Raw genomic sequence first — 16,993 nt, forward strand, 5'->3', positions numbered from 1 at the left:
TAGGTCACAGTTTTACTGTGGTGCAAGTGCACCACAAGCAGGCACATAGTAAAGAATGTACATCACTATCATCCGCCCCAATTTAGCAGTTTCTCCTCAAGCGTCATTCAAGTACAATTTCCCCTTTATAAAACGCAATACAATTTCACGGTCAGGAGCAACAATGTTAACCGCGCAACAACTCGCCACTATGCTTTCTCTACAGGATAAAATGAACGCCAAAGTAAACCCTGATTGGCTTAACGCTGGTTACGGATACTTACGCGCAGCAATGGTTGAGTCTGTTGAAGCAATTGAACATCACGGCTGGAAATGGTGGAAAGCGCAGCAAAAAGACTTGCCACAGCTTCAAATGGAATTAGTAGATATTTGGCACTTTGCACTAAGCGCCTGCATCATCGAATATAAAGGTGATATTGACGAGTCCGCAAAAAGTATTTCTTCTGAGCTAGCAAGTGGCAACACTTCAGTGACGTTCGACGGAAAAGACTACGACGCGTCAAACCTGTCACTCCTTGATAACTTAGAGCTAATGACGGGCCTTTGCGCCGCCAAACGCTTCAGCGTTCCGCTGTTTATGTTTATTGTGAGCCAATGCGAAATGTCGGCTGACGAACTGTATCGTCAGTACGTGGGTAAAAATGTGCTTAATTTTTTCCGCCAAGATAATGGCTATAAAAAAGGCACATATGTAAAAGTGTGGGACGGTCGTGAAGATAACGAGCACCTAGTAGAAGTAATGGATGCATTAGATTTAACAAAGCCTGAGTTTAGCGACTTGGTCTATGAAGGTTTACGCACTCGCTACCCTGCTTAATTGGGCAATACGCGCAGCAGGCGTAATTGAGTTTGCTAGTATACCTCTAGCGTAAGGCTAATAGCGATCACAGAAAGGCTCGCAGTTGTTTCAATGCTTACGGGGCTTCTGCTAATAACAAAAAGCTCTGTCATGAACAGAGCTTTTTAACTATTCCCTAAACGAAAGGTTCAGTAAGAGTTTTACGCGTCAACCCAAACCAGTTTGTCGCTATAGCTACCTTGGATAATATCAACGAAACGGTCTTCTAATACATGGCGCTTAACCTTAAGCGTAGGCGTTAGTAAATCGTTCTCGATGCTCCATTCGTTCTTCATTACAACAACCCGATCCATCACCTGATGGCTCTCCAGTTTTGCATTGATGGTTTCAAATGTTTTCTTAAGGCTTGCTTCAATACCTGCTTTATCTTTTTTCTGCGCTTCTTCGCTAAGCACAAGCAGAGCCACAGGTTGAGGCAAATTCGTTCCCGTTACACATACTTGCTCCACAATGGGATTTTCCATAAATTTAGCTTCAATCGGCGCGGGTGTAACGTACTTGCCTTTCGCTGTTTTGAAGATATCTTTAAGACGACCTGTGATCTTAACGTAGCCATCGGCATCAATAATGCCTTTGTCACCCGTGCGTAAATAACCGTCTTCGGTAAAGACTTCAGCGGTTTTATCCGGCTCTAGGTAATATTCCAACATATTGCACGGTGATTTCACCTGAATTTCGCCTTCTTCTGAAGTACGGATGTCGACGCCTTCGTACGGCTTACCAATGCAACCGATTTTATCGTGACGAAAAGGAACACTGCCCGTGCCGTAGGCGCTATTCTCGGTCATCCCCCACCCCTCAGAAATATAGATACCAATTTTTGCGAACCATTCAATGACCGCGGGTGCAAGTGGTGCTGAACCACTAGCCCACAAGCGTGCGTTATTAATACCTAGGCCATTGCGAATTTTCTTCGCAACAATTTTGTTTAAAATCGGAATTTTGAGCAACGTATCTAATTTCTTCTGTGGCATTTTCGCTAACACGCCCATTTGGAACTTTGTCCATAAGCGAGGTACCGATATAAATAGCGTCGGCTGACAGTGACCCACATCTCGTTGGAATGTCGTTAAATCTTCAACAAAGTGAATTTTTCCACCGCTATAAAAACTAGATAGTTCCACTAATACACGCTCTGTAATATGCGCAAGTGGCAGATAGCTCATTGTGCGATCATTTTGGTTAATACCCAATTGATCAAGCGAGCGACGCGCTGCCCAACAAGCCGTATTGTAACTGTGCACCACCCCCTTAGGCTGGCCGGTACTGCCAGACGTATAAATGATTGTCATCAAATCATCCATATCGGGCACAGGCGAGTCAGTAATTGGCGCTATATCCATAAACGCTTTCCACTGCTGTTTAGTAGCAATGTTTGGGTAGGGGAAGGCAACCGTTAAATATTCAGAAGGAATTGATGCAACTTGCTCGGCGGTATTATCTAGTTTTCCAACAAAGAGCAGCTGTACATCAGCATGTTTCAACACATACTGGACTGTGTCTGGACCGGCAGTAGAGAAAATAGGTACAGACACGTGACCTGCCATCATAATACCCAGGTCAACGATGAACCACTCTGCACAGTTTTTTGAAAAGATGCCAATACGGCTGCCTTGTGGAAAATCAAACTCTCGTAAACGTGCCGCCACTTTTCTGGCTTGCTCCGCGACTTGTTTCCACGTGTAGTCGTGGTATTCGCCGTTAATAGGCTGCGTAAGAAATACGTCGTTCCCACGGCTTTGTTCCCAGTGGTACAACATACTTAATGGAGATGTAATTACTTCCGTGGTATTTGCGTTTGCTGTCATGTCTAGCGGCATAGGTCACTCATATGTTGTTATAATGTAGCTCATTTTTACAATGATTTCACAGACTTCTAATAAGCCCTATTTTTTATTGAAAAACAAGCTTTTTAAACAAGCGTTTACATTCTATGCGACGAATAACAAGGCTTGAGAGGCAGAATTTAGTTTTCTTATAGATTCGGCTTTTGAATTTTTATGGTCGTATCTGTTACCACGCTTTAAATAACAGTGGCGTGACTTCCTCACCGGTACAAGGCTTGGCGTAAAAATAGCCTTGGTGGAAATAACACGATTTCCCAATCAGCTCGTCAGCTTGCGCTTTTGTTTCAACGCCTTCTGCAACACAACTCATATTCAAATTATTCGCTAACGTAATGGTCGTCGTTACCAGGGCTTCGTTAGCATTACCTGGTGTCATTTCATTAACAAAGCTCTTGTCGATTTTTAATACAGACAGCGGATAACGCTTTAAGTAACTTAAAGACGAGTACCCTGTACCAAAATCGTCTAGGGCTAATACAAAACCCTCTTTAACGAATCGATTTATCTGTCTTAATGCGTTGTCACTATCATCCATCAATACGCCCTCGGTAATCTCAAACCGAAACGCTTCTTTAGGCAAATTGAACTCATCAAGTAAGGCCAACACGCCATTTAAGTCAAATTCGGTTTTGAAGTGAAGCGCAGATAGGTTAATAGACACAAACCCAGTAAAGCCTTGGCTGTACCATGAAGACAAGTCCTCTGCAGCTCTTCGCATTGCCTGCCGTGTGACTTCTATTATGTATTTCAATTCTTCAAGTACCGGAATGAACTGATCGGGGAAAAGAGGTTCGTTGTCCAACTTTCCTCGCAATAGTAATTCAACCCCAATAGTGGCGTTAGCCCTGGCATCTATGATTGGTTGATAGTGGTTGTAGAAACAGTCATCTGAATATGCTCGCTTTACTTTATTTTCAAGCTGTAAACGCGTTTTGGCACGTTCATTCATGTCTGTGGTAAAGTAGGTAAAGCCGCTCAACGCGTCTTTCTTCGCCGTATACATCGCCACATCGGCTTGCTTGATTAGCTCTGCAGGCTCTGACGCATCTTCAGGATAAAACGCCACACCAATGCTACATGAAACCCGAAGCACTTCTTCTGCTAGGGATATAGGGGTTTCAACCGATTCAATAATTTGCGCCACAAATGAGCTTAAGTCATCGTTCGCAGCAACTTCCTCGACAACAATAACGAATTCATCGCCGCCTAATCGCGCAACGGTACCCGATTCAGCCACAAGATTTCGCATTCGGTTAGCAACAATGCGCAACAACTTATCGCCATAATCATGACCTAGAGAATCGTTGATACCTTTAAATCTATCAAGGTCAACAAACATCACCGCCACACGATGCTCATTGTGACGGGCAAGACCGATAGCATGCTCCAATCTATCTAGTAATAATGTTCTGTTAACCAACCCTGTCAAACCGTCATAAGTGGCAATTTTCAATAGTTTGCGTTCGGCATTTTTCTGTTCTGTTATGTCAGATATAACAATTAGGTAGTGCTCTGGAGTATTGCTCTCACCACTTACCGCGGTTATATCAATAAGCACGTCGTAGCGCTTTCCGTCAGCACCATCAATCGAGGTCTCGTCTTTCCAAAAATCCCCACCCTGCATTTCAGGCAGCTTACCAGACAGATGTCTATTTAAAGTTGGGTAACGCAAATAAAGTCGTGCTAACTGCTTGGGCAACGCCTCCTTATTATTGAAGCCGAACACATGTTCAAAAGCTGGATTCGCAGCAACTAAACGCTTTTCTTTATCAAAAATCAAAACCCAGTCGCGCGTTTGTCTAAACGCATCACTGAATAGAGTTACCTGCTGCTGTGCCTTTTGCAGCCTAAACAGTTGGCGTTGACGAGATAGCAAATAAGCTACGAACAAGCTTACAACGAGCGCGGCATAAATAGTATAAGCGAGTGGTGAACGCAAAGGCGCATATGGTATAGAGAGGGTAATTTCAGCAGGTAAAACATTGTAATCGAAGCTACCTGGCGTAGGAGCAACAGAGAACACATAGTCACCCGGTTCAATATTGGTAAAAGTCATTTTAGCGTCGCCAGTAACGCCTTCAGTGACGATGCGATCGCCATTCAACAATTTATAGTAGTATTTTACTTTTCCGACCCCTGACATCGCCAAGGAAGAAAAGTGAATGGTTAACCCATAATCTTCATGATCTAAATCGAAATGGTGCCCGCTCAGGTTTTTAAGCGGTTGGCTTAGTACTCTATTATCTACAGCTACTTCCGTTATAGCAGTTTGCTTACTTAGTAAACTTTTGCCAACATCCAAGTTTTCTAGTTGTGATGCCGAGAAAACCACAGCGCCACTTGTAGAGCCGTAGGCCAGTCGGCCGTCATTTAGCTTAAGAGAAGCGCCTTGATTAAACTCTGAAACACTTAACTCGCGACCGTAGATAAAATTCTTAATTTGGCCAGTAGACGGATCGTAATTGTGTAACCCTTTATGTGAGCTAAACCAAATACTACCTGCTTCGTCTTTTTGCAGGCCGTACACAATATTTGATAGCAAGATATTCGATTCATTAAGATTGTATAGGGGTTCAAATGTGTCTGCATCTATTCCCACTAGCCCAACTCCGCTATAAGCCAGCCATAGCACGCCCATATTGTCTATGACCCAAGACGAAATAGAGCGATCTCGGCCGCGCTGTAACTCGGGGAATCGATAGACTAATTCATGCTGGTAAGTGTCTGGATCTAGTAGCCACAAACCGCCTTCGGTTGCCAGAAACAACCGATCGTTGTGATAGTCAGATTGCCCGAGAAAACCTTGTGAGAAGTTGATATCAAAAACACGGGGGTCCAGCCCTAAGGAAGAAATTTCTTTTTCGTCCACATCATACTTTAAGAAATCTTCATTACCAATAAAGTATAAATCTCCCTCATTTGAAAGCATCATTCCCGTGCCGTAAGCATCAAATACAGTGTCGTCGCCACCTTTTAATACTTTGGGCCGATTTGCTTTCCCTGTTTTCATATCAAATAAGCGTATTCCGTTGTAAGTATTGAGAAAAAGTTCGCCACTTTTTGTTGGCAGAATTTTGTCTACTGCTCCTTCACCAATGACCGCTCTTTCACTGTTTGAATATAGGTATTTTTCCGACTGCTTTGTTTTGAAATCATAATGATTAAGCCCATTTTCTGTACCTATCCAAATTTTATTGGGCTCAGTCTCGGCGAATGACCACACTACATGACTAGTCAAAGCGCTCCCCTCACCAGCGCGTTCATTCTGAATCGCAAAGATATCCGCGCTTTTTACACCAAAATACAGTGCACCAGCATAGACTGAGCTTAACCAGAGGTTATCTGATTCATCTTTCGCTATCGCGTTGATTTTCTTGTTCGAAATATCGATGAACCCGTTGTGCGGTTCGAGTATGTGTTCATACTCCCAGCCACCGGCTTTTTTTCTAAGCTGATACAGCCCTTTATTGGTGCCCATCCAAAACGCATCATCTTTATACTGAACTAGGGTCCATACGTTTCTGTCAGCTATGACTTGTGTAAAGACACTCTCATTTTCGCCTTGTACCTGCTTGAGAAAGTCTTGTTTCTGCGCAACAAAAACGCCGAGCACCGTTGAAATCCACACTCTGTCTTTGTTGTCTAACAATAAAAACTTTGCATTGGCGTTATCGAGGTTTTCTGGAATATCACCTAAATAATCAAGTCGACGTAACGGCTGTTCCAAATTTTTGATATTTTTTGTGTATACACCCGATGTAGTAGCAACGAGTAAGGTGTCTTCAATTGTAATTGCCGCTCGAATACTCTGACTGTTAGCCAACAGCGCTTCAGGGAGTTTAGCTACCTGCTCAAGTGTTTTAGTTTGGGTGTTAAATTTGTGCACTTCTTCTGTCAGTGCGATGATAAGGTGCGTATCATCATGCCAATGAAAGGTTTCCGCATGTTGAACAAAACCTTCAAAGTCGTGGTAATACGTCGGTTCCAATTGCACCACATCTTGAGTGACCAAATCGAGATAATAAACACCTCTGCCATACACGCTAAACCATAGCGCTTCGGAACCTTGAAGTGCAAGTCGATAAATGGATGAGTCGATAAGAGAATTGTCTGGACCCGCTACTCGTTTGGTTCTTACTCCGTCCCAACGGACCAAGCCACCTTCTGTTGCTATCCACACAAAACCATCTTCGTTTATAACAATGTCATTGACGATGTCTTGCGGAAGGCCATTTTTGGTTGATAAAGATTGAAATACTGGATTCGACAGTCGTGGAGATGCCACCGCTTGTAGGCTTACAACTAAAACCAGCAGTAAAAGATAGTTGAAATATCTCATCAAAAATGGGTCGCACGTTTGAAATTTTTATTATAAACCTAAGTGTAACAGAATGTTTGAAACTTGGGCAGCTTCTAAAATAAGGATTTCAGAAATGTGGAAAGGACATCTATCACTTTGATAAATAAAATTTAATTTTTATAAAACGCACGATATACACAAGGACAGAAAGCGCGACCAACTCGACGTATTTAAAGCATTTTGGATATTTCTACTCTAATCTTGCTGCACGGGAATGCGACCCACTGGAACAACTTGCCGGCGAATGCTTGGCTGTGGAGCTAACCTGTACAAATCACCGTTCTGCCCCACATAGTGCTTTTTTACGCCACATGATTTGGCAATATCTGCATGCGCTTGCAGGTGTTGATGTTCACCATGAACAGGAATAGCAATGGTAGGTTTCACCCAGTGATACATAAGCTTCAACTCTTCTTTACAAGGGTGGCCGCTGGCGTGAATTGGCAGCGCGCTATCTTCACTGTGAATAACCGCCACTCCTTTTGCCAACAACGCATTACTTAATCGACCCACGCTTTCTTCATTCCCAGGGATAACTATCGAAGAAAATAACACAGTATCGCCCTTCCCTAAGCTAAGGTGAGGGTGAGTGTCTTTTGCAAAACGCGCCAGTGCAGCATTTTTCTCACCCTGGCTGCCTGTCGCAACAGCTAACACTTCATGAGCGGGTAGGTAACCTAAATGATGGGGGTCGGTCACAGGTAGATCATCTGGCCAAATTCCCTGCTGCTTTGCAATGCCATACATATTCATTAACGAACGACCGTATAATGCCATGTAGCGCTGAGTTTTCTTTGCTACTTTAGCTAGTGAAATGAGCCGTGCTATATTGCTACCAAAGCAACCTACAACCACCCTCCCTTTTAAAGGCGCAATAGTGCTCAAAAGGCCGTCATAACAGTTTCTTTCTGAAATTGAAAAGCCCGATTTTAGTGCGTTGGTAGAATCCCCCACCATTGCCAGAATATTCTCGCTCCCAAGCTGCTTATACAAACTAACGTCAAAAGGTAAACCCGTTATTGGGTTGGCATCAATTTTCCAGTCTGCTGTGTGCAGAACAGTACCTACTGGTGTGTTAATTTTTAGTGCAAAGGGTTCTGGAAGCGAATGAGTTATTGCAAACCAGTTAACGTTAAAAGGTCCAATTTGCTTGGTATCACCTGAATCTACCTCAATAATAGCAATGCGGTTTGCCAGTTTGCTTTTTGCTAACTTTCGTCTTAACACTTCGGCTGTAAAAGACGTGGTATAAATTGGCGCTTGGAAGCGCTCCCAAAGATAAGGGATAGCGCCAACATGATCTTCATGAGCGTGAGTAATAACAATGCCAGCCAGTGCATCTTTTTGCTTAACTATAAATGAAGGATCTGGAGCAACAACACGATGCGTAGTCGCTTTGAATGCACTCTCGTCCGAAGCTTGGGTGCCGTTTTTATAATCTGGAACAAGGGGTTCATCAAAAGAAACACCACAATCAACCATTAACCATTCACCATTGTGACCGTATAAGTTGAGGTTCATACCGATTTCGCCTGTTCCGCCTAACGGAACAAACCACAAATCATCAGCAGATGGCTGTAACAAAATGGCTATTACCTTATCTCAAAGCGTTGAAAAGGATCTTGGTATTTTACTCTACAAAGGAGGTGACATCATTCGTGCAATTCAGCATTAAGTTGGTCTATCACTTCGGCCCACGCAGCGTCTTCAACAATGGCATCCTTTAAAAATGCAGACTGACTTTCATTCCAATAAGGCGCTTCATGAAGATGTTGGCTCTTATTCAGCCCTCGATGTGTTTCAAAAAATTCAGCAATTTCTTCGTCTGAACTACCTAAACCGAGTTGGCTAAATAGACTATTCATTGTGGGTTGCTCAGTAAACATAACGCCTCCTTGGGTTATTAATTAAGGGCAAGGCAAAACGCCATATACGTCATACTTACCTAACGCTTTTGTGCCCTATCGGCTTAATGAATAGTTACCCCTGGCACTGCCCTTGAGATCACATGTTAAAGGTACTCAGCAAACTCTTCTGGCGTTATCACCTCTCCTTCTTCAGCGGGCACAGGACATACAATGACCATTAATTCATCTTGCGTCATGCCTGGTACCCACTTGCTAAGAAACTCTTCAGTACTTAATTCCATCGCTTCACAGTGCGCCCAGTCTTCGGTTGCCCATAGTAGTGCAAGCTCAGCATCAGGCCAAACTGGGACCCCATCTTCCTCATCGGTAGTTAGCATAACGCAGCCGTGCTCGTCTTTAAGAATGAAGAGTTTCTCTTCAGTTTTTATCGTTGCAAGGCTAGCTTCTAATCGTTGAAATGCGTTTTTCTCCAATAAAGGATGTAATTGTGACATAAAATTCTCTCTTAAATTTTGCTATTTACATGCCTTTAAAATTAGGCACAGTGGGTACATTTATTGGAAGCGGTTAACATGCTTTAGAAACGCTTTCTATTATCTCCGCTAGACCCACTCGTCTGACTTGCTTCATGCTGTGCACATAAACCTTAAACGATACGTTTTCTAACGTTTCAATTTTGGTCACTTTCACACTATCAGGCAGCTGACTCTCAACATTGGTAGGTAATACGGCAATACCACCCTCGCTTTGCAAATTATTAAGTGCAAGATTCAACGAATTGGTTCTTAACTTTGCATCTCGAAGTTGAGGATAAGCAGTAAGCAACCAATCTCTTGCTTTTGTTCCCCAATCGATAGCCACAAAATCGGCCGCATCAATTGTCTCTGATATCTGCCCAATTTTATATAGCGCTAAATCTTGCTCAAGCAGCACATCGCTGTTTACTTCTTCAGATTTCAATGGTTCAGTGGAGAAAGACAGGTCGGTCACTCGTTCGTGCAATTGTCTAGACAGCGTGTCTAAGGTGAGTACTTCAGCCTTTACTGACCAATCTGGAAACGTATTGTGTAAATGACTGAGCATCTGAGGCAATAGCAATTCGCTCGCTAACTGTGTTGCGCCGCAAACCACGTATTCAGAGGATTGAATTTGAAGTTCTTGCTTTGCTTCGTTTAGCGTTGCGCACAATTGTTTGGCGTAAGGCAGAAGTTTCTCACCAGATTGCGTGAGCTGTATACTGTTGCGTTGCCTGATAAAAAGCGTGGTATGAAAATACTCTTCAAGTAGCTTAATGCGCGCACTGACGGCTGATTGAGTGAGGTAAAGGTTTTCTGCCGCTTTACCAAAGTGACGAGTTTTAGCCACCTCTATAAAGGTGGTGAGAAAGCGTATATCCATGCTTGTTGTACAACCGAATCAAAGTAGCTCTAAATTGACACAGATAATACGGCAAGTAAACACAAAAGCACAGAAGCGCACCGCTATAAACGGTACGCTTTACTAAAATTTCACCAACTCGTTGAATTAATACTCTTCTTGGTGCAGGCGACGCTGTTTATCACGGCGTTGCAGGTCACGCTTCTGTTTTTCCTTTACTGTACTTTGACGTTTGGAATTTGGCTTTTTAGCGTGAAAATCTTCCTCTTCTACCGAGTCCCATTCATCACGCTGGTAACGATAGTCTTTACTCATTGACTTCTCTAGGTTGTTAACACACTTTAATTATTAACGTAAGCGAAAAAATAGAAAACGAATTTTAATCATCGTAGCGATAAGAATTTTTGATTATTCCGAACAACGATTTCATAGATTCTCTGCATACTTCTGCCTAACGCCCATGTCGCCGCGATACGGTTTCAGATAGTAATACCAAAATAAAAAAATATATCAATTATTTACAAATATTTAGGAAAGGTTAATGCAATTCCAGTAATGTCATTCGCTAGGATAATTCTCAAATAAAACCCAAGAGGCCTCATAGTTTTTTTACCCGTTAAAAATTTTTTATTGATAAGAGAAAAATCTTTTGTTTTATCTTCGTTTTTAATTATCTTAAAAGTGCGCTGAACAAAACATTACGTTGGGTACAACATGAAAAGTTTAGCTATTCGACAATCTGCAAAACCTTACATTGACCGTCAGAAGTTTCCATACGGTTTTCGTAAATCAGGTGACTTCAGCATTACTGAAGCCGATCTTTTAACCCACTACGGCAAAACATTGCTAGGACTAGAAAACGGCGAGCTATCGCCTGAAAGTGATGATGAGAGACATTTTGTCGAATTCGTTACTGGTAAAGTTGAGGCTAGCAATAACCTAGAAAAAGCCTGGGCGAAATACGTGAGATTAGCTAGGGGCAAAAAACACTTCTACACCCTTCACAGCAGTGCAAGTAACCAGTCAGACTATGATGAAGATTATACTGATGAAGAATTCGATGTAGCATAATGCTACATCATTGCTAAAAAGCTCGCTCCGGCGAGCTTTTTAGTAATTGAACAAATGATCTCAATCAACGTCAGACAAGAACAAAATGAAGAAATATTAAGGACTGTCTACACTTAGTAGTAATACAGAGCGATGTGCAGTGAATCATGCATTTCATTCTGAATAACAAGCCCATGCAAAGGAGGCGCAACGATGATAATTAGTTCAAAACAGCTTACTCACTTTTCTATACATGCCATTGATGACAAAGTGGGCGGCATCCGCGATATCCTTTTCGACGATGAAACCTTCACAGTTCGCTACCTGGTCGCAGATACCAATACGTGGCTACCACTTAGCCGCAAAGTAGTAATATCACCTATATCTGTCACGCAACTAGATGAAGATAGTGAGTCTGTTCATATCAATATGACAGTTGATACATTAAAAAACAGCCCCTCTATTGATGAACATAAACCTGTGTCACGTGAATACGAAGAAAATCTCTTCAAATATTTTGGTTACGGATACTATTGGATTGGACCAGGAGCATGGGGGGAGTTCGCTCATCCGAATGAACTGGTCGAACTACAACACGCTGAAGAGTCTGAAACTGAACACCCGAAAAAAAACACCAACCACCTAAGAGCAGTAGGCGAAGTCGGTGGATATGAGGTAGCTACAACCACTGATAACGTGGGCCACATTAGTAACTTCGTTATTGATACCGAGAGCTGGGAGATAATTATGTTAGTGGTAGATACCAACAACTGGCTTCCGGGTGGTAAACACCTCGCGCTTCTACCTAGTGATATTAAGAGTATCGACTGGGCGGCGCACAGCGTAGTCGTGAATTTAAGTCACGACGAATTGGTTGATAGACCTGAAGTGGAAAGTGAAAAAATATCTGAAGAAGGGTACGTGTCTATGCTTTGCGAGCAATTGAAAAAAACGTAAATTAACAACCGAAAAATGCCACTGTTGGCGATTTTTGGTAAGAAACTTTACAATGTCCGTTGATAAAGGCGGACATTGTAACTGAAGATACAAAGAAAAGATTACTCGCAGAAAAATTCGTACATCAAAGCAATTAGACGCTTAACGCGCTCGTCTGCTAAGCGGTAGTAAATAGTTTGACCTTCCCTTCTTGTAGCTACCATCTTTGATTCTCGCAGTAGCGCAAGGTGCTGAGAAATTACTGGCTGCGAAACGCTAATAACTTCGAGAAGTTCGGTTACCGATTTTTCCTCCTTTAGTAACGAACAAAGCACCATGAGGCGCGTTTTATTCGCGAACTGCTTCAGGAAGATTTCGGCTTCCGCAGCGTGTTCCATTATATCATCTGAACCTATTACCATATCCTCGGACATAAGCACTCTCTATTTGTAAAGTATTTCGGCACCAATTTAGCCATTTACTATACTAAAGTATAAAACATTTTGCCGACCTGCCAATTTATGCGACGAACTCCTGTATTTTACATTGTATTATTACGCCTACGCCCATAAATTAGATTTACCTTATTTATAGTTTAGCTTAACCAAATTAAGGTTACAGAGAAAAATATGCTTATAGACATCAAAACACGAATAGAAAACATTGACGTGAACTTGCGTACTGTATCTGCGGAGCAAGCCGCCAGTGAGTGTCGATATAATAATGGTACACTGATAGATGTACGAGAAAATGCCGAAGTTGCCGATCAGCCCGTTCCGTCTGCGCTTCATATTCCACGCGGCGTTCTTGAAATGAAAGCACTGGAACAGTTTAAAGATGCTTCAGCACCACTTTACATTCACTGCGCGTCAGGCGTAAGGGCAAAGCTCGCAGCAGAACAGCTAATAAAGATGGGCTATGAGAATGTATCCGTTGTTACATGCCCAATACCTAGTATAAATCAAGCAAACGAGAAATGACTTTTTCACAATGTGTATGCTATAAGTAGCGTTAATGAAGAGTTTTAGGGCGCTGTATGCTGAAATCCACGTTAGAACAGTGGCGAATGTTCAAAGCTGTCGTCGATGCAGGCGGTTTTAATCAAGCTGCTGCTGAAGTTCACAAAAGTCAATCGAGCGTTCACCACGCGGTTCAAAAGCTTGAAAACGCCATAGGAATACCATTATTTGAGAATATTGGACGTAAAGTTCAGTTATCGCCACAAGGCGAACTCATGTATCGCCGCGCTTCGTTCTTGCTTAGCGAAGCACACAAGCTTGAGGCTGTCGCTAGTAGCCTTCAAACCGGTACAGAAACGACACTTCGCATTGCGGTGGATATTATCTTTCCATCTGAGCTATTGTATAACGTGCTAGCGAAAGTTTCAGCTGAGTTCCCGCTTCTTCGTATCGAGATAGAAGAAACTGTGCTCAGTGGCGCAAATTCACTTTTAAGCAACGGCAAGGTCGATTTAGGCATCTCTCCTTTCGTGTTTCCCAATGGATTTAGTGAAGATTTGTGCGAAATTGAATTTGCAGCTGTGGCTCATGCTGACCACCCCTTACATCAGTTAAAAAGAACACTTACGCTAGAAGATCTAAAAGCGCATCGTCAAATTGTTGTACGGGATTCATCCGCGGAACGCAAAGCTGATGTGGGCTGGTTGGGTGCTGAGCAACGCTGGACCGTAAGCCACGTTAGAACCTCATTAGATATTATTGCTCAGGGGTTGGGTTTTGCGTGGCTGCCTATAGCAATAATTAAAGACGAGTTGGAAGACGGGACACTCGTCCCGCTTCCCCTCGATAACAATGCCGCATTGCGCAAGGCGCTCCTTTATTTGTCTTTCGAAGACGGCGATACGTTGGGGCCAGCCGCCCGGACCTTTATTGGCGAGCTGCGATATCAAACCATGAACCTTCCATCGTCAGATTTTATGATTGATTCGTGTACTGAGTAGACACATCATCCGCTTAGGGCAGCTGCAAGGCGTTCAAATCCCAGTACAAAGCCAAATAACGACATTGAGACACCAACGAGTGCCACAGCACCGTCGTCTGTGGCCATGCCAATTGCCATAATAAACACGGCAAAAGCGGGAACAAGCCCCATAAAGGGAATAAGTTCCAGTGGGATCATTACAAACCCACAACCAGCGCAGTTTAGCGCAATAAGAGACCTAAACACAGGCTGGCGCATGAAAAAGCAGCGAGGAACTAAAAAGCGATCTACACGTATTGCATACGGTTTTACCTTTTCGACAATGTACCGAAGCTGTTCGGCATCACAGTTTAACGACATTATTTTTTGCGGTAACCAAGGATGCCTTCGACCGAGTAAAATTTGCAACGCAATGAGTAAAATTGTCCCACCCGCTAACGACGGGACTCCAGGGATGGCACCAACGGGCGTGCAAGCGATAAAAGATGGTAGCGCCAACATTGGCCCAAATCCCCTTTTCTCCATTACATCCCAAAATTCTGCAAATTCGAACGTATCTTGACTTTCACGCGGCTGCATCTTGCCCAACAACTCATATAAGGTCATTGATCTTACAGCTGTTTTTCCCCACATCTTCAATTCCTTTGATATTAAATTCCGGGTGAACGTCACGCTGGCTGGACGGGTACCACGCCTAATTTATACGCATATCTTCCACCTGTCGGACTTGCGAAAGTGAGACTGCAAGTAACCTTAGGTAGGAAAAATGTGCGAAAAATATGCCATCGTCTACATGCGATGGTGTTTTAAAGACAGGAATACTTTTTGCAAATGCTCTTGATAAGTAAAATAAAATTGTTAATAAAACAAAGACAGGTGTATACGTTGTGTACTTTAATACAATGTGTACCGACAGTCGCTATGAAAGCTAAACACTTAGAAAAGATAGTGCCATGTTGACACCTAGCTACAAGTCGAAAATTAACGATCGCCAGGTTGCTTAAGATGTTGAGATAATTTCCGGTACGCTTACGCCAGGCCAAATTAGATCAGCGTGCACATAAACGTTAAAGATACGCTTCAGTATTCGATTGCTAATAGCGTATGATAAAACTATAACATTGATTCTATTCCATATTTTTTTCTGAATAGGAAACGAAAAAAGAGAGGGACACCCACGTGCTTACCGTACTTTTAGTTGATGACGACGCCGAATTCACAGAAGTAGCTTGTACTATCATCGAATTTCTCGGACACGAAGTACTCACCGCTGCCACACTTAAAGAAGCCCGCGATTGGTTAGAGAAAGAAACCTTCGACCATGTACTGCTTGATTTTATGCTACCCGATGGAAGCGGTGCACACTTATTCAATGAACTAGATGCACTGCCCAAGCGACCCCGAGTAACTCTGATAACCGGCCATCCTTCAGTTAAGAGCGTGATCAAGGGTCTTTGTGGCCCCACGGTCGACTACCTCGTTAAGCCAATTCAACGGGAAGAAATAGAGGCCGTTTTAAGTAAAAAACCAAAGCAAAAGACTCCTGCGGAAGAAAAAATAGAGAAGCATTTTGATTTGTTGATTGGTGAATCGCCAATTATGAAAGAGCTCTACAAGCTGATTTCTCGAGTGAGTAAAACCAGCGCAAACGTGATGTTACTTGGTGAAAGTGGTGTGGGTAAAGAAGTGGTAGCCGCAGCCATTCATCGCGCTTCAGAAAGCGAAGGCCCTTACATTGCGACGAACTGTGGTGCGTTTTCAAAAGAATTGATAGGTAGCGAACTTTTCGGTCACGAAAAAGGGGCATTTACCGGCGCCGTAGGGCGTAAAGAAGGTGTTTTCGAACAAGCTGAGGGCGGCACTCTCTTTTTAGATGAAATTACAGAAATGCCAATTGACATGCAGCCTAACTTACTTCGGGTTTTGGAAAACAAGGTAGTTATTCGTGTGGGTGGAACGAAGACAATTCCAGTAAATTGTCGCGTTGTATCTGCCACGAACCGAACAATGGAAGAAATTGCGCAAAGTAAAGTATTGCGCGAAGACATCTACTTCAGACTTGCGGTATTCCCAATCACTATTCCTCCGCTACGTGAAAGGAAGGAAGATATTCCGTTACTAGCAAAAACCTTTATTGCAGAATTCAATAAAGATAATGGATCGAAATTTAAATGGGAAGATAATCAACTCGATACGTTACAAGCCTATGACTGGCCTGGTAACGTGCGTGAATTAAGACACTTTGTGCATCGCGCTGCCATTATGAGCGACCCCGAAAAAAGTGAGATTGAACTACCAAAAACTATAGAATCTCCTTTTGCGCAAAAACAGAGCACCACACCAGCACTTCAAGCCGGTAGAACCATAGAAGACGTAGAAAAAGAGCTAATTTATGCCACGTTGGAAAAAGTGAATGGCAATAAAACAACGGCAGCAGAGATGCTGGGAATTAGTACAAAGACGCTTTACAACCGCCTTCATGCATATGGTGATTTAAGTAAAGATGACTAAATAAGAGGTATTCGGCATGACTAGCGAAGAGTTTTCTCGGCTTAGCGTTTATGTACATGACGCACGCAAACCGTTAAACAGAATATCAATGCAAGCCGAGCTAGTAAAAATGGCCTTAAACGGCGACGTTGCTCCTGAAAAGGCATTAGTTGCGTTGGATAAAATAATAAGCAGTGCAAAAGACTGCAGCCATACACTTGCTGAAATGACTTCAGAGTTAAGTGGCAATGTTTCGGATTAAGTA

The 16,993-nt window shown here is 42.8% G+C and carries 16 protein-coding genes; 7 read left to right on the top strand and 9 right to left on the bottom strand.

The annotated features are described in order from the left end of the window. The first annotated feature begins 163 nt into the window (after window positions 1-163). On the top strand, window positions 164-817 hold the full coding sequence (locus V7R42_RS11110; RefSeq protein WP_334020282.1) for a dUTP diphosphatase: 654 nt from the start codon (window positions 164-166) through the stop codon (window positions 815-817). A 182-nt stretch (window positions 818-999) separates the two neighbouring features. Here the strand turns inward: V7R42_RS11110 and V7R42_RS11115 are convergent, their stop codons facing one another. The 7 genes from V7R42_RS11115 to V7R42_RS11145 all read right to left on the bottom strand — a co-directional run bounded on the left by V7R42_RS11115 (window position 1,000) and on the right by V7R42_RS11145 (window position 10,626). Further along, window positions 1,000-2,679 (bottom strand): AMP-binding protein, encoded by a 1,680-nt coding sequence (locus V7R42_RS11115; RefSeq protein WP_334020283.1) that lies wholly within the window; start codon window positions 2,677-2,679, stop codon window positions 1,000-1,002. A 193-nt stretch (window positions 2,680-2,872) separates the two neighbouring features. After that, window positions 2,873-7,045, bottom strand: coding sequence for an EAL domain-containing protein (locus V7R42_RS11120; protein ID WP_334020284.1), 4,173 nt, complete (start codon window positions 7,043-7,045; stop codon window positions 2,873-2,875). A 216-nt stretch (window positions 7,046-7,261) separates the two neighbouring features. Next, a complete protein-coding gene (locus V7R42_RS11125) occupies window positions 7,262-8,650 on the bottom strand; it encodes a ribonuclease J (RefSeq protein ID WP_334020285.1) in 1,389 nt (462 codons plus the stop codon). A 68-nt stretch (window positions 8,651-8,718) separates the two neighbouring features. Continuing rightward, window positions 8,719-8,952 carry a DUF2789 domain-containing protein gene (locus V7R42_RS11130; RefSeq protein WP_014949810.1) on the bottom strand — a complete coding sequence of 78 codons (234 nt, stop codon included), beginning with the start codon at window positions 8,950-8,952 and terminating at the stop codon, window positions 8,719-8,721. A 125-nt stretch (window positions 8,953-9,077) separates the two neighbouring features. Next, window positions 9,078-9,428 carry a DUF2750 domain-containing protein gene (locus V7R42_RS11135; protein ID WP_334020286.1) on the bottom strand — a complete coding sequence of 117 codons (351 nt, stop codon included), beginning with the start codon at window positions 9,426-9,428 and terminating at the stop codon, window positions 9,078-9,080. 73 nt (window positions 9,429-9,501) lie between these two features. Then, complete coding sequence (locus tag V7R42_RS11140) at window positions 9,502-10,332, bottom strand: LysR family transcriptional regulator (protein WP_334020287.1); 831 nt, start codon at window positions 10,330-10,332, stop codon at window positions 9,502-9,504. A 126-nt stretch (window positions 10,333-10,458) separates the two neighbouring features. After that, the gene (locus V7R42_RS11145; protein WP_014949813.1) at window positions 10,459-10,626 is read right to left on the bottom strand and encodes a hypothetical protein; all 168 of its coding nucleotides are present in this window, start codon (window positions 10,624-10,626) and stop codon (window positions 10,459-10,461) included. Window positions 10,627-11,025: 399 nt separating this feature from the next. On the opposite strand from V7R42_RS11145, the gene maoP reads away from it, so the two are divergent. Together maoP and V7R42_RS11155 are read left to right on the top strand one after the other, a co-directional pair. After that, window positions 11,026-11,382: a DUF413 domain-containing protein gene (maoP, locus tag V7R42_RS11150; RefSeq protein WP_334020288.1), complete on the top strand. Its 357-nt coding sequence runs from the start codon at window positions 11,026-11,028 to the stop codon at window positions 11,380-11,382. A 192-nt stretch (window positions 11,383-11,574) separates the two neighbouring features. After that, window positions 11,575-12,318 carry a PRC-barrel domain-containing protein gene (locus tag V7R42_RS11155; protein WP_334020289.1) on the top strand — a complete coding sequence of 248 codons (744 nt, stop codon included), beginning with the start codon at window positions 11,575-11,577 and terminating at the stop codon, window positions 12,316-12,318. A 101-nt stretch (window positions 12,319-12,419) separates the two neighbouring features. Here V7R42_RS11155 and V7R42_RS11160 read toward each other — a convergent pair whose 3' ends face one another. Continuing rightward, window positions 12,420-12,731, bottom strand: coding sequence for an ArsR/SmtB family transcription factor (locus V7R42_RS11160; protein WP_334020291.1), 312 nt, complete (start codon window positions 12,729-12,731; stop codon window positions 12,420-12,422). A gap of 195 nt (window positions 12,732-12,926) precedes the next feature. Between V7R42_RS11160 and V7R42_RS11165 the strand changes: the two genes are divergently transcribed. Continuing rightward, window positions 12,927-13,277, top strand: a complete 351-nt coding sequence (locus V7R42_RS11165; protein ID WP_334020292.1) for a rhodanese-like domain-containing protein — start codon at window positions 12,927-12,929, stop codon at window positions 13,275-13,277. 56 nt (window positions 13,278-13,333) lie between these two features. Beyond that, window positions 13,334-14,257: a LysR family transcriptional regulator gene (locus tag V7R42_RS11170; protein WP_334020294.1), complete on the top strand. Its 924-nt coding sequence runs from the start codon at window positions 13,334-13,336 to the stop codon at window positions 14,255-14,257. A 5-nt stretch (window positions 14,258-14,262) separates the two neighbouring features. Here V7R42_RS11170 and V7R42_RS11175 read toward each other — a convergent pair whose 3' ends face one another. Further along, entirely contained in the window at window positions 14,263-14,871 is a 609-nt protein-coding gene (locus tag V7R42_RS11175; RefSeq protein WP_334020296.1) for an exopolysaccharide biosynthesis protein, read from the bottom strand. Between the two features lie 546 nt (window positions 14,872-15,417). Here V7R42_RS11175 and V7R42_RS11180 point away from each other — a divergent pair. Both V7R42_RS11180 and V7R42_RS11185 read left to right on the top strand, forming a co-directional pair. Further along, complete coding sequence (locus V7R42_RS11180; RefSeq protein WP_334020297.1) at window positions 15,418-16,749, top strand: sigma-54-dependent transcriptional regulator; 1,332 nt, start codon at window positions 15,418-15,420, stop codon at window positions 16,747-16,749. Between the two features lie 16 nt (window positions 16,750-16,765). Then, entirely contained in the window at window positions 16,766-16,990 is a 225-nt protein-coding gene (locus V7R42_RS11185) for a hypothetical protein (RefSeq protein ID WP_014979579.1), read from the top strand. The last annotated feature ends 3 nt before the right edge of the window (window positions 16,991-16,993 follow it).

The organism is Alteromonas sp. S015 (assembly GCF_036864485.1).
Classification (GTDB): domain Bacteria; phylum Pseudomonadota; class Gammaproteobacteria; order Enterobacterales; family Alteromonadaceae; genus Alteromonas.